Source organism: Dactylosporangium darangshiense (assembly GCF_039537565.1).
Taxonomy (GTDB): Bacteria; Actinomycetota; Actinomycetes; order Mycobacteriales; family Micromonosporaceae; genus Dactylosporangium; species Dactylosporangium darangshiense.
In genome coordinates this window covers 65,271-77,522 of sequence record NZ_BAABAT010000037.1, presented here as the reverse complement: position 1 = coordinate 77,522, position 12,252 = coordinate 65,271, and the positions used below count along the sequence as shown (strand labels likewise).

The 12,252-nt window shown below is 72.9% G+C and carries 13 protein-coding genes; 2 read left to right on the top strand and 11 right to left on the bottom strand.

Going from position 1 to position 12,252, the window contains the following annotated elements:
• Positions 1-38 precede the first annotated feature (38 nt).
• A complete protein-coding gene (locus ABD901_RS42940) occupies positions 39-896 on the top strand; it encodes a hypothetical protein (RefSeq protein WP_345136726.1) in 858 nt (285 codons plus the stop codon).
• Between the two features lie 198 nt (positions 897-1,094).
• Here ABD901_RS42940 and ABD901_RS42935 read toward each other — a convergent pair whose 3' ends face one another.
• Positions 1,095-1,280 (bottom strand): hypothetical protein, encoded by a 186-nt coding sequence (locus ABD901_RS42935; RefSeq protein ID WP_345136724.1) that lies wholly within the window; start codon positions 1,278-1,280, stop codon positions 1,095-1,097.
• Between the two features lie 349 nt (positions 1,281-1,629).
• Between ABD901_RS42935 and ABD901_RS42930 the strand changes: the two genes are divergently transcribed.
• On the top strand, positions 1,630-2,541 hold the full coding sequence (locus ABD901_RS42930) for a hypothetical protein (RefSeq protein WP_345136722.1): 912 nt from the start codon (positions 1,630-1,632) through the stop codon (positions 2,539-2,541).
• Here ABD901_RS42930 and ABD901_RS42925 read toward each other — a convergent pair.
• From ABD901_RS42925 to ABD901_RS42880, 10 genes are read right to left on the bottom strand one after another with little or no spacing between them, the layout of a single operon-like run.
• Positions 2,500-2,760: a formyl transferase gene (locus ABD901_RS42925; RefSeq protein WP_345136720.1), complete on the bottom strand. Its 261-nt coding sequence runs from the start codon at positions 2,758-2,760 to the stop codon at positions 2,500-2,502. The genes ABD901_RS42930 and ABD901_RS42925 overlap by 42 nt on opposite strands.
• Before the next feature lie 57 nt (positions 2,761-2,817).
• Positions 2,818-4,380 (bottom strand): APC family permease, encoded by a 1,563-nt coding sequence (locus ABD901_RS42920; protein WP_345136718.1) that lies wholly within the window; start codon positions 4,378-4,380, stop codon positions 2,818-2,820.
• Complete coding sequence (locus ABD901_RS42915; protein ID WP_345136716.1) at positions 4,380-5,468, bottom strand: peptidoglycan DD-metalloendopeptidase family protein; 1,089 nt, start codon at positions 5,466-5,468, stop codon at positions 4,380-4,382. Before ABD901_RS42915 ends, ABD901_RS42920 begins: the two co-directional genes overlap by 1 nt.
• On the bottom strand, positions 5,465-5,986 hold the full coding sequence (locus ABD901_RS42910; protein ID WP_345136714.1) for a hypothetical protein: 522 nt from the start codon (positions 5,984-5,986) through the stop codon (positions 5,465-5,467). Before ABD901_RS42910 ends, ABD901_RS42915 begins: the two co-directional genes overlap by 4 nt.
• A complete protein-coding gene (locus tag ABD901_RS42905; protein ID WP_345136712.1) occupies positions 5,983-6,267 on the bottom strand; it encodes a hypothetical protein in 285 nt (94 codons plus the stop codon). Before ABD901_RS42905 ends, ABD901_RS42910 begins: the two co-directional genes overlap by 4 nt.
• A complete protein-coding gene (locus ABD901_RS42900) occupies positions 6,264-6,536 on the bottom strand; it encodes a hypothetical protein (protein WP_345136710.1) in 273 nt (90 codons plus the stop codon). The genes ABD901_RS42905 and ABD901_RS42900 overlap by 4 nt, the downstream gene beginning before the upstream one ends.
• A complete protein-coding gene (locus ABD901_RS42895) occupies positions 6,533-7,186 on the bottom strand; it encodes a hypothetical protein (protein WP_345136709.1) in 654 nt (217 codons plus the stop codon). The genes ABD901_RS42900 and ABD901_RS42895 overlap by 4 nt, the downstream gene beginning before the upstream one ends.
• Positions 7,183-9,066 carry a type IV secretory system conjugative DNA transfer family protein gene (locus tag ABD901_RS42890; protein ID WP_345136708.1) on the bottom strand — a complete coding sequence of 628 codons (1,884 nt, stop codon included), beginning with the start codon at positions 9,064-9,066 and terminating at the stop codon, positions 7,183-7,185. The genes ABD901_RS42895 and ABD901_RS42890 overlap by 4 nt, the downstream gene beginning before the upstream one ends.
• A complete protein-coding gene (locus ABD901_RS42885; protein ID WP_345136706.1) occupies positions 9,066-10,712 on the bottom strand; it encodes a hypothetical protein in 1,647 nt (548 codons plus the stop codon). The genes ABD901_RS42890 and ABD901_RS42885 overlap by 1 nt, the downstream gene beginning before the upstream one ends.
• Positions 10,709-12,214, bottom strand: coding sequence for an SCO6880 family protein (locus ABD901_RS42880; protein ID WP_345136705.1), 1,506 nt, complete (start codon positions 12,212-12,214; stop codon positions 10,709-10,711). Before ABD901_RS42880 ends, ABD901_RS42885 begins: the two co-directional genes overlap by 4 nt.
• Positions 12,215-12,252: the final 38 nt, after the last annotated feature.

Here is a 12,252-nt window from a genome sequence, read left to right as displayed (position 1 = left end):
GCTACCCGGCACGTATGGTGTCCGATTAACGTTCGTGCGTGACCGATGAAGCCCTGTTCCAGCCGCTTGCCGACCGGATCGGCGGGCGGCCGGTCGACACGACTACGTACGACGAGGTGCCAGGCTGGCTCATCGAGCCGCTCCGCGGCTGGATCCACGAGGCCATGGCCGGTGACGAGGTACTCGCCCGCCGAATCGTCATGCGGCTCCGCTGGTCGCACGATCCCTTCGGCAAGGGCTACATCTTCTGGCTCACCTGGTGCAATGGTGATCAAATTCTGACGGTCATCGACGCGATTCTGCAGCTGAACACGTCGTTGTGGGCCATGGTCGAGCTGCTGCGACATCGGCCTGACATCAACCGAACTGAGCCGGTACAGCAGCTCACAGAACTTCTTGCGGACGGATCGTCTCGATATACGGTCGACGTCGACAGGCACTGCCTGACCGTACTGCTCGACCCGACCATCGCCGCAGCAGCGGACCAGGCCGTCGCCGCTGACCCCACCGCCGGCGACCATCTCCGGCTCGCGTTCGCCGCCGCGTACGGCCTAAACCCGGACCCAGACAAGGCCTACGACGAAGCGGTCCTCGCCGTCGAAGCTGTGGCGTGTCCACTGGTCTGCCCGAACGACTCGCGGCGCACCTTGGGCACGGTCATCCGAGACTTGCGCAATCAGGCATCACAGTGGGCTTTGGCGATCACTGATAGCAGCGGTCTACCGGCAAGCCCGGTTCGACTGGTTGAGATACTCGCGCTGCTGTGGGAGGGGCAGTCCCGGCACGCTGGCTCACCAAACTCGAGGCGGCAGAGCCAGGCCGAGGCCGAGGCGGCCGTTCACCTGGCCGCCGTCCTCGTGAAGTGGCTTATCGACGGCGTGCTGTACCGCCGCTGATCGTCTTGCCGCCGTTGTCAAAGCCGCGCGCCAAGTCAGCGAGCCCACCGGCTCACCGGCTGTCAATTTCGCCTGACCGGGTAGCGAGCTCGTCGGGGTGCGAGTCTCGCGGCTCGTCGGGGCCGCGCTCGTACACGGGCGTCGACGGGCGCGCGCGCCGGGTGAGACAGTCGCCCACCCGGCCAACGCACAGGCCTCTCAAATGAACAGGGCCGCTACCGCAACGGCGAGCGCCAGGGTTGCACCGGCCGTCGACCCACCAACCAGTAGCGCCCTGGGCACACGCCGGCTATCGAGCCACGACAGCGCCGCCGCAGCCCCTCCGAAGATCAGGGCGAACAGCAGGGCGATCACTGCCCACAGCGCCATTAGCGCAGGGTTCACCCACGCCTCCTTTCACAGGGATTCCGCATCGGCCTTCTGCCGGTGCAGCGGAGTCACTGTGCCATGGCGCGCGTGCCCTGGTCAGGCCGCCATTTGACCGATCCGCCCGCACGGCAAGATCACGGATCTTGCGCCCTGCCTGGCGCTATGCCGGACGCCGCAACATTGCCTCATCTCGAGACCCCCTGAGAGACTTCATGTGCGGGCAGATAGGTCACGCTGTGGGCGGCCGCAGTTGCGAGGGAGGTCGGACTTGGCGCAGCGAGATGCTGAACGGCAGCGTCGCCGGGCGGCGGAGCTCCGGGCGTGCGGAGGCCAGTACGGGGCCGCAGCGCGTGCCCTGAGCCAGGTGCATCAGGAACACGACCGCCTGCCGTCGCAAATCGCGGTTCGGCGCAGCTTTGTCCTGCGGCGTTCCCAGTGGCCGCAACCGACCGAACGGGTGGTCCTCTCCTCGCCGGTAGCGGACCTGCTGACCCAGAAGGGCTGGGCACTGCACCTGTACTTGATCGCGTTGTTCGACGCCCAGTGCCGCCGCAGGCCGGGAGGCGGCGTCGTCACAAATCTGCGGCCGCTGCTGAGCACCTCGGGGCAACCCGGATGGATCGACTTTCTGCCCCGCACAACAACGACGGCAGATCGTGACGCGGGCATGCTCCGCCAGGTGAAGCGGGCGCTGAGTCTCCTCGACAGGTTCACGCTCGTGTCTCTCACCGGCAGGCCGGGATCGGCCGGACGGTACGAGCGCTTCCAACTTCTACATGAGTCTGGTCAGACCCGCGGCCCATGGATCAGGGATCGGTACGAGATCCCGGAGCATGACACGCAGATAGGGATGGACCCGCTTCGACCGCACGCGTCCATCGCCGGCAGCGCAGAGGTGTTGCACCTACCGACGGCGTTCTTCCTCAACGGCTGGATCCATGTCCTGTCGGCCGCAGAGATCGCGACATACCTGATGCTCAGGGAGTTGGAGACCAGGTACCCAAACAAGTCAAAGGAGGGTGTATACGCCAACCGGACGACCCGTGAGGGATGGTACGGACTTGGCCGGGACATCTACGAAAGCCACCGTCAGCTCGCCCGATACGGCCTTGTCGAACAGCTACAGGACCCGAACCGCGACATGAACGGCAAGATCTCACGCCAGCCGTCAGGCACGAAGTACCTTCAGCCTCTGCGGTTCCGGACCCTCCCGGGCGGTCTTCAGCAGCCATCGTTAAGCCGTGTGGTCAGCGCCCTGACCACGCCGCAGGGGTAACGGCCCGGCAGGGCGCTGCCGACCCGTCGAACGGTCGGGGACCCGGTCTTTGAGGTATGGGCAGATGATGATGTCGGGGTCGGTGAGGTGGGCTCCGGCGATCATCGTGTTGTCGTCGATGGCGAACTCGACGGTGACGTCGTGCCCGGCGGCGCGCAGTGCGCACCAGGCGCGCTGGGACAGGCCGTTGAACGCGGACACGATGAACAGCACACGCATTAGGTGCAGCTCCGTTCGGGACGATTCGGCTGTGGCTGGGCGACGGCGTGGTGCCGGTCATCGGCGCTGGCGGGCGGCGCGTTTGCGGCGCCGGCGGCGGCGTTTGCGCCGGACGGGTGCCGGGGCGTCGGGCCGCTGTCGGGGCCGGGTGACCGTGCTTCCGGCCGCGGTGCGCGGCACGGCGGTGGGCAGGGACATCCGCGGGCGCCGCACCGTCAGCGACGGCGCGGACGTTGCGGCGAGCGGGGCAGGGGCGGGCTGATGGCCGGCGGCGCGCCAGAGCAGGGCGGCGCCCGCGATGGTGACCGGGATGAGGAGGTTGGGTCCGGCGGTGCCGAGCACGGCGGCGGTGACGGCAGTGCCGGTGAGGGCGGCGGCGGTGTGCCAGCCGGTGGGCAGCAGCAGCGCGCCAGCGGTCATGCCGGCCAGGGCGACGGCGGCGAGCAGGACGGTGACGAGCCGCATGAGGTGTCCGGGCTCGATGTGCCAGTGCATCGCGGCGGCGGTCATCGCGACGGCGGCGGCGGCCTGGACGGCGAGGCTACGCCGGGCGATGCCCCTGGGCTGGTGGGCGAGCCAGGCCGGGAGGTCACCGGCGGCGGCGAGGGTGGCGCCGGACCGGGCGGCGCCGGCCAGGTAGGTGTTGGCGGCGCCGACCGTCAGCAGCAGCGCGATCGCCGCGACAACGGGCGGGGTGGCGGGACCGAGGGCGGTGTGGACGACAGCGTAGAGCGGGACGCCGGTCTGCGCGGCGGCGGGTCCGAGGGTGCCGATGGTGGCGACGGCCAGGCCGAGGTACACGGTGCCGATGACGACGAGGGTCGCGGCGGTCACCCGGGGCAGGGTCCGGCGCGGGCGGTGGACGGCGTCGGTGAGGGTCGCGCAGGCTTCCCAGCCGGCGACGCCGACGAACAGCACGGCGGTGGCGCGGGCGACCGCGGCGTACCCGTGCGGGTTGAACGGCGTGAAGTTCACCGGGTGCAGGTGCCCGGCGGCGGTGGCAAGGCCGACGGCGAGAAGGGTGAGCAGGATGCCGATAAGGGCGAGCTGGACCCGGCCGGACACCTGTACGCCTGCGGTGTTCGCGGCGATGACGAGGGCGAGGATCGCGGCGGTGACGACGTGGGCGACGCCGGAGCCGGCGCCGAGGGCGGCGGCGACGTACTGCCCGCCGAGCAGCGCGGCGGCGGCCGCGGCGAACGGGACGGCGGCGTAGAACCACCAACCGACGATGGTGCGGGCGTCGGGCCCGAACGCGCGTTCGGCGGTGGCGGCGATCCCGCCGCTGGACGGGTAGCGCACGGCGAGGGCGGTGAACGTGGCCGCGACCGGGATGCCGAGCACGACGAGCGCGGCCCACGCCAGGACGGAGGCGGGGCCGGCCTGCGCGGCTGCGATGCCGGGCAGGACGAGCACGCCCGGGCCGAGCAGAGCTCCGGTGTAGAGGGCGACCGCGGGCGCGAGGCCGATCCGCTGCCGCGCCGACACCGACGTCGCTGCCCGTCCACGGGGTGCGGCGGCGGGCTCGGCTCCGCGCTCGGCCGCGGTGCTCGGCCTGGTCGGGCTGGTCAGTGGTGCCGGCGCGCGGGTCGGTGCCGCGGCGCGGATAGTGATCGTCATCAGGACTTCGCTCCCAGCGGGGCGCCGTGGGCCGACATGAACAGTTGTGGATCTTGGCTGTTGGCGTTCGACAGCTTGCAGCGCCGGCCTGCGCCGGGGCATTCGACGTCGTGATGGACCTCGAAGTGCAGGTGGGGTCCGGAGGAGTGGCCGGAGGTGCCGACGAGCCCGATCCGTTGCCCGGCCTCGACGTGCTGCCCGGCGGTGACGTCGGGGCGGCGGACCATGTGGCAGTAGCGGGTGGCGATGCCGCCGCCGTTGTCGATGTCGACGTACCAGCCGCAGCCGGGCGTGGACGGGCTGCCGTCGACGTCGCAGTTGCCGGTGGAGTGGTCGCAGGCGGCGTAGCTGACCGTGCCGACCGCGGCGGCGACGATGACGTCGTATCGTTTCGCGGCGAGGTCGTCGCCGGCATGCAGCCGGCCGTCGCGCTGGCCGTACGGGGAGACGATGCCGCCGGGAACGGGCTGGACCCAGCCGGACGCGGACGGCGTGCCGGACATCATGTCGCAGTTGGCGAGGGAGCCGCCGGGGATCTCGTCGATGCTGGCGGTGCCGGTGACCTCGGCGACGACGCGTTCGGCGTCGTGTTCCCATTTGGCGTAGGCGTCGGGGTAGGCGGAGCGCTGGACGGCCTGGGCGGCTTGGGTGAGCGGCATCTGCTCCCAGCCGTGGATGGTGAGCAGCTTGCGATAGAACGCGGTGGCCGCGTAGACGGGGTCGAGGAGCTGCTCGCGAGTGCCCCAGCCCTGGCTCGGGCGTTGCTGGAACAGCCCGACCGAGTCCCGGTCGCCGCCGGGGGTGTTGGTCAGCGACGACTCCTGCATGGCGGTGGCGACCGCGATCACCCAGCCGCGGGCCGGCACGCTGAGGTGCTGGCCGGTGGCGACGATGGTAGCGGCGTTGCGGACCTGCGGGTCGGCCCGCCATTGCCCGACGTCGTGGAGCTCGTCGGTGCGGACGGTGACGCTCCCGGCTGTAGCGGGGGCGCAGGCGCTGGCGTCGGTGACGCCGAGGAACACGATCAGGCCGCAGCAGCCGCAGACCAGCACCAGGGCCACGCCGGCGGCGATCAGGATCCGGTTCATGGCGTCGCTGTCGGGGATCGTTCGGGCGGTTGCACGTCGACGACAAGCCACCGGCCCTCGTAGCGGGCGCAGGTGACGGTGATCGGCCCGGCGTCGGTGCCGACGTCGGCGACGACCGAGCTGGCGGTGGCGGCGGTGACCGTGGGCGCCCCAGTGATGCGGGTGGCAGGCACCCGGGACGGGTCGACGCTGGCGAGCCGGGCCGCGAAGGCCGGTGCGGCCGTGCGGGCGACGCCCGCGTACCACTGTTGCTGGCTGAGGTCTGGGCGGGCCCATGCGGTGGCGAACGCGGCGATGACGTCGAGCGCCGCGGGGTCTGGTGTCGTCGACGTCTCGGGTTGCGCCCCGTCGTCGCCGTCGTCCGCTGGCGTGGCCGGGCTTGTGGCGGCCGTCGCGTGCGTGGCCGGCGGTCGGGCCGGGGTGGGGTGGGGCCGGCCGCCGCAGGCGGTGACGGTCGGGGCGGTGACCGCCAGCAGGATGCTGACGGTCACCGCGTACCGGGCGGTGCGGCGGTTCATGCTGCCTCGTCGGGCGGTGGGGGCGGCGGCCAGCCCCCTTGCGCGTCGTTGAGCAGCTGTCCGAGCGCCCGCAGCTGGGTGTGCAGCTCTGCGAGGTGTCGGGTGCGGCCAGCGGCCGAGGCGCGGCGGCTACGGTGCAGGGCCTGGTGGACGCGGTCCAGGCCCGCTTCGACCGCGTCGAGGGTCTGCCCGTAGCGGACATGGTCGAGCGGCGGCTCCACGGGCGGCCCGTCGGCGAGCGCTGGCGGCATGGCGGCAGCCGGTGCGATGGCCGTCGTCATGACGCGTCCAGGTCGGTGTCGTACCGGCCGTCGGCGGTGCCGTCGTATTGCGCGTCGAGTTCCTCGTCGCGCCGTCGGTCGTCGTCGAGCTGCTGGTCCTCGATGTCGCGGGCGTGGTCCGGGTCGGTCACGGTCTGCTCCCCTCGCATGTCGGCGCTGCGCTGCCGGAACTCGGCAGCGATGTCTCGGATGTCGTCGACCGTCTCGGCGATCGCGCCGACGACGTCGTCCCAATCGGCCCGGGACGTCACCTGGGCCGGCTGGCTCATGACGGCTCACCCCCTCCGCCCGCCGCGTCCGGCTCGACGGTTGCCGCAGCCGCTGGCGGAGCCGCAGGGATCGACCGGCCGGCGAGGTCGGATTCGGCGGTGTCCAGAGCGGTCTCGCGCCACCCGTCCGGCCAGGCCGAGTCGGTGGCAGGCGGGACGTGCGTGCCGTTGCGGCACCGCTCGACGTCCCAGCCCCGCAGCCGCTGCCGCGCGCGGGCGAAGTTCTCCAGCCAGCGCAGCGGCGATTCGGGGTGAGCGCGCGGGTCGTAGGCGGCGTGCCAGGCCGCGGCGAGGGCGGTGAGCTCCTCGACCATCGGCGGGTGCGCGGGCCAGCACGGCGGCAGGTCCGCGGCCAGCCCGAAGCGGCGGCTGGCCCAGCCGACCCAGTCGATGAGCCACAGCCACAGCGCGGTCGCGCCGGGCCGATCGAGCTCGGCCCACCGCAACGGCGTCGGCGCCCCCGACCCGGCACCATCGCGCTGCTGCAGCTGTTGTTGTTCGGCGACCTGCTGGCTCAGCGCGAGGTGCGCTTCGGAGAGGTCGGCGAGCAGGCAGCGGACCTCGGCCAGGCCGGCGCCGAGCAGCGCGACCGCGCGCAGGTCCGGCGCGGCGTCGTCGGGCACCTCGAACGCGAACGGCTCCGCGGTCATAACCGACCCCCGCCCTGGCGTGCGCTCGGGGTTGCCGCGGCGAGCATGCGCCGGAACGCTGCCTGGTTCTCGCGCAGCGCGGGGGCATCGTCGCGCTCGTACCAGGCCGGGATCGACAGCTCGACCGGCGGCAGGTTCCCGATCAGCGCGACCGCGCGGCCGATAGGGAGGGTGCGCAGTTCGGCGAGGTCGAGGACGTGTTCGCGGCGGGCCTGTTCGGACACCGACGCGCGGCCACCGCCCCAGCTGTGGCTGGAAGACACCTCGCGGACCTGACCGGCCAGGGCCTGCGCGTCGCGCAATGCGGCGACGTCGGCGGACCCGCCGAGGTGGATGATGCGGTTGGCGGACGCTTCGATCGCCTGCCCGCCGGCGCGGCCCCACCGTTCGTGCAGCTGGTGGCGGTTCTGCGTGAGGATGTCCAGGACGACGCCGGTCCCGCCGGCTTCGGACATGAGCGACGGCAGCGACGTCAGCGGCGCCACGTTGCTGATCTCGTCGCCGATGTAGTACAGGGCCGGTTCAACCCGGCCGCCGGGCGAGGCGAACGCCTGCTCCCGGGCGCGGTAGAGGATGTCCTCGCTGATCGCGGCGAGCAGCGGCGCGACGGACGCCTGGGCGTCGCGGGTGCCGACCAGGTACAGGGTGCCGCGCTCGGCCAGCCACTGCAGCGGGTCGAAGTGCTCGCCGCGGGGCGGGCTGACCGTGGCCAGGACCCGCGGGTCGGACACGGCGTCCAGGGCGCCGGAGACGACGGCCTGGATGCTTTCCCGGCCCCGGCCGGACGACTCGCGGTGCAGGGCGAGCCGGTCGGCCCAGGCGTGCACGCCGTGGTGGCGCAGGATCCGTTCGGCTCGCGGGTTGCTCGGGGTCTGCGCCCAGGACAGGACGTCGATCATCGTGGCGTGCTCGTCGATCGCGGCGGCGTGCAGCAGCGCCCGGATCAACATGGCGGCCTGCTGCCGGAAATACTCCCCGTTCTCCACCCCAGTGCTGAGCCCGGCGCCGGCCGCGAAGCCCGCGGCGCGGATCCAGGCGACGGTCGGGTCTCCGGCCCCGACGAGCGGCGACCACCGCAGCCGCGGCACCCCGGGCAGCGTCCCGCGCGGCTCGAACACGAACGTCGGCCCCAACTGGTTGCGGCGGGCGAAGGTGACTTCAGCGGTTTCCAGGCGGGTGCTGGTGGTGATGACCGCGCCGCGGGCGTCGACGATCGCCGGGATCACGATCCTGGACGTCTTGCCGGAGAAGCGGGGCACGCCCATCGCCAGGCGGTTGTATTCGTTCGCCAGATACCGGGGCTGCCCGGTCAGGGTATCGACGCCGAGGAACCGGCCGGTCTCGAGCGGATCGGCACGGCGGGTGGCCTTGGCGGCGGCATCCTCGGCGCTGTCGCGATCTGTGATCGTCAGGCCCGGCCGGACGATGTCGGCGCGGGCGCGGACCGCGTCAGCGGACAACAGCTCGTCGACCTCACGCCGGCCGGCGAACCCGGTGCGGTGCGCGAACCGCGGCACCGTGAGGACGCCACCGGTGATGAGCGCGCCGAGATGCGCGCCAAACACGACGATCCACAGCAGGTAGAGCAGCCAGGGCGGCGGCAGCGCCGGGCGGGCCGCGGCGGGCCAGGCGGCGGCCGGGTCGCCGAGGTGGCCGGGCAGGCGTAGCACGATCACGGCCGCGTCGCCCGGGCCGGCGCCCGGCCAGGTGCCGTGGGCGAGGACCCCGCCGAGCTGTCCGGCCAGCCACAGCGTCCAGCCGGCGAGGACCGTCAGGACGGTGATCGCGGCGAGGAGCCCGCCGCGGGTCCACAGGTCGGCGCGGGTCCAGCCGCGCTGCGGCAGCTGCCGGCCGGGCGCGGACAGAGGTGGCCGCGCCATCACGCCACCCCGATCGGTGCGGCCGCAGACCGGCGCTCGTCGCCGGCCGCGGCGTCCGGAGCTGGCGCGTTGCCGCGGCGCTGGCGGTCGCCCTCAGGGGCGTGGTCGAGGTCGGGGAGGTCGTCGACGCCGGGCACGGTCTCCATCCGGCTGTCGGTGGCGACCATCGCCCGCTCCGCCGTGGACAGCTGGTGTTTGACGACGAACGGCCGCGTCCCGATCCGCCACAGGCCGACGCCCTGGCGCAGGTAGCGCAGCAGGTCGGTCTCGACATCGGTGGTGCCGAGGAACTCCCGCGCCTGTTCCAGAGAACCGGCGGCCTGCCGGTAGGAGATCCGCACCCCGGTGTCCTCGATCAACCCGCGGGCGATGCGGACCTGCTCGGAGTCCGCGGACCCCGACGCGGCCAGATCGGAAAACCGGTGGAAGGCGAGGACGTTCGCGACACCGAGCGCGCGAGCGAGCTTGAGCTGCTCCCGCATCCGTCTGACGAGCGGCAGGTGGCGGGCGACGAGGGCGAACTCGTCGTAGATGCACATCCGCGGCGGGGCGTCGGGGCGGGACAGCTCGGCCTCCAGCCACGCCTGGGCGCAGCTCATCGCCATCGCGGTCATCTGGTCCGACGTACGGATCGCGCGCAGGTCGAGGACCGCGCCGGCCTGGGTGAAGTCGAGGCGGGTTCCGGCACCGGTGCCGGCGCCGTCGAACAGGCCACCGAGCGCGCCGGTGACGAGGCGTTGCAGGGCCAGGCGGACTCGCCGGGAGTCGGCGACGAACTGCTCGAGCGGATAGTTGAGGCGCTGCAGCTGATGCTGCCACCGGTCGGGGTCGCCCATCGCGTCCAGGACCGTCGAGAGGGTTGGTGTCGCTTGCCGGTCTGGGTCGACGGCGGTGTCGGCGCCGGTGACCGCGTCGACGGCGTAGCTGATCAGGGCCCGCTCGGCCTCCTGCAGCGGCCCGCCCAGCTGGATTTCCAGCAGGCCCTCCAGGAGCAGGAGGCGACGGGTGCGCTGGATCTGCAGCCACTGCTCGACCGGCAGGTTCGGGTCGCGGCGGATGCCGGCGAGGGGGTTCATGATGGTGCCGAGGCCGGGCCCGATCCGGACTGAGCGGATGCCGATCAGGTCGGCGAGGCCGTCGTACTCGCCTTTGACGTCTACGACGTAGCAGCGGGTCCCGAACGGCACCCCACGCGCGGCGAGGCACTTCAGCAAGCTCGACTTGGCGCTGCCGATCTCCCCGGTGACCACGACGTTCGGGGAGGTGATCAGCCGCGCCCGGTAAAGCTCGTGGACGGAGAACGTGAACGCGGCCCGGGAGAACACCTCCAAGCCGACCAGGGGGCCATCGACCGGCAGGCCGGGGTCGGCGACGAACGGGTACACGGAGCACAGCTGGGCGCTGGTCGTCACGAGCGGCGGCAGCCGCAGCGGCCACCCGACCCGGCCCGCGGCCCGGCCGTAGCCGCCGCGCCGGTCGGCCCGGGGCTGCCCGAGGAGCTTCGCCTCCGCCCGGCGGATCGCCGCCTGCTCCAGCTGCAGGGCGCGTTCGGCGGCGGCGAGGTCGCGGGTCTCGGCGCTGGCGGTGACCCGCTCGCGGAGCCCGGTCTCCCGCCGCAGCCGGACGCGGTCCGTACGGCGGGTCATGCCGCCCACCAGCCGCGGACCGGGGCCAGACCGCGGCCGAGCGGCAGCGCCCCGGCCAGGAACGCCTGGTCCTGCTCGCCGTACAGGGTGACGGCTTCGCAGCCGGCCCGGGCCAGGATGCGTTTCACCGTCCGGGTGTCCTGTTCGAGGGCGTCCATGGACTCGGCGGTGACGGTGACCAGGAGGGCGTAGCGGTAGCGGGTGTGCCCGGCCGCCTGCTCCCGGTCAATCTGCGCGACCGACCGCGCCTCCTCCTGCTCCCGCGCGGTGCGCACGAGGCGGAGCTTCCGTTTGGTGAGTTCGTCCCCGGCCCGGGCGACCTGCTCGCGGCGGGCGGCCAAATTGGCCAGGGCGGCGGGGATCGGCTGGGCGACGAGGGTGACAGTCCGCCTGCCAGTGACCCTCGTGTAGAGGCCGGTCAGCCAGGTCGCGCCGACGAGGGTGCGGGGCATCTCGGCCACCCACAACGTGCGGGAGAACCCGGAGTCGTGCCGCAGCGCGCTCCAGCCGACCGTCTCCGTCGCGGCCGGGCCGGCCAGCCGCGGCGCCACCCCGGCGGGTACCCCGGCGTTGGTGCCGCGCAGGTCGAGCTCGGCCTGGTCCGCCGGGTCGAACTGGGAGCGCAGCACGGCGGCGTAGGCGCGCGGGCTTAGCCACCCGCCGGTGCTCACGCCCGCCTCGGACACGGTGGCCTCGATCCCGACGAGCTTGTCCAGGACCACCGCGGCGACCGCGGCGTCGCCGCCGCCCGCGTCGGCGATCTCCCCGGACATCCGCGCGATGTCGAACACGGCCACGACGAACGTCTCGTGCCGCTGCGCGGACGGCCCGGCCGCCGCGGTCAGCTCCGCCAGGGACTGGTAGGCGCGGCTGGTGGTGTCGATCGCCCGGTCGGCGAGGTACCGCTGCGCGCGGTTGCCGGTGTCCGGGACGGCGCGGGTGGTCAGCGCCCACCGCACGAGGCCCAGGTCGGCGTACTCGGTGCCGAGAATGTTCAGCACGCCGGCCCAGTCGACGAGCCGCTGCTCCTGCACAGCCGTATCGGCGAGGAGGTAGTTGGCGCCGTAGCACAGCAGCGCCGCGGTGACGGTCCGCTCCCGGGCGTGGGCGAGGAGCCCGACGTGGGTCGTGCCGTCGCCGGCGACGGCGGGCAGCCACCGGTACCCCGCGCCCTGGCCCGGCAGGTCGAGGTGCTCGGCGACGCTGCCCGCGGCGAAGACCATGCCGCGGTAGCGGTCCTGCCGCCCGGCCCGCTGGACGAGCGCGCCGCCGATCACCGGCAGCCACTCGGTGACCCGCCGCCCGCGCAGCCGCACCAGCCCAAACACCCACAGCAGCGCCGCGGCGAGCAGCAGCCCGGCCGCAGCCCACCGGTGACCGCTGACCAGGAGGTTGACGCCGGTGACGCCGCACAGCACGCCGGAGGCGACCATGACGATCTGCGACCAGGTGAAGCCCATGACCGCGCCGCGGCTGCTGCGCGGGGGAAACGAGAACTGCATATCGGCATCTCCAGGTCAGGCCGGTCGGACGGTCGGCA

Excerpts from the sequence above, each read along its gene's own strand:
- ABD901_RS42925 (WP_345136720.1), bottom strand. The coding sequence starts at position 2,760 with ATGCGTGTGCTGTTCATCGTGTCCGCGTTCAACGGCCTGTCCCAGCGC.
- ABD901_RS42920 (WP_345136718.1), bottom strand. The coding sequence starts at position 4,380 with ATGACGATCACTATCCGCGCCGCGGCACCGACCCGCGCGCCGGCACCA.
- ABD901_RS42915 (WP_345136716.1), bottom strand. The coding sequence starts at position 5,468 with ATGAACCGGATCCTGATCGCCGCCGGCGTGGCCCTGGTGCTGGTCTGC.
- ABD901_RS42910 (WP_345136714.1), bottom strand. The coding sequence starts at position 5,986 with ATGAACCGCCGCACCGCCCGGTACGCGGTGACCGTCAGCATCCTGCTG.
- ABD901_RS42905 (WP_345136712.1), bottom strand. The coding sequence starts at position 6,267 with ATGACGACGGCCATCGCACCGGCTGCCGCCATGCCGCCAGCGCTCGCC.
- ABD901_RS42900 (WP_345136710.1), bottom strand. The coding sequence starts at position 6,536 with ATGAGCCAGCCGGCCCAGGTGACGTCCCGGGCCGATTGGGACGACGTC.
- ABD901_RS42895 (WP_345136709.1), bottom strand. The coding sequence starts at position 7,186 with ATGACCGCGGAGCCGTTCGCGTTCGAGGTGCCCGACGACGCCGCGCCG.
- ABD901_RS42890 (WP_345136708.1), bottom strand. The coding sequence starts at position 9,066 with ATGGCGCGGCCACCTCTGTCCGCGCCCGGCCGGCAGCTGCCGCAGCGC.
- ABD901_RS42885 (WP_345136706.1), bottom strand. The coding sequence starts at position 10,712 with ATGACCCGCCGTACGGACCGCGTCCGGCTGCGGCGGGAGACCGGGCTC.
- ABD901_RS42880 (WP_345136705.1), bottom strand. The coding sequence starts at position 12,214 with ATGCAGTTCTCGTTTCCCCCGCGCAGCAGCCGCGGCGCGGTCATGGGC.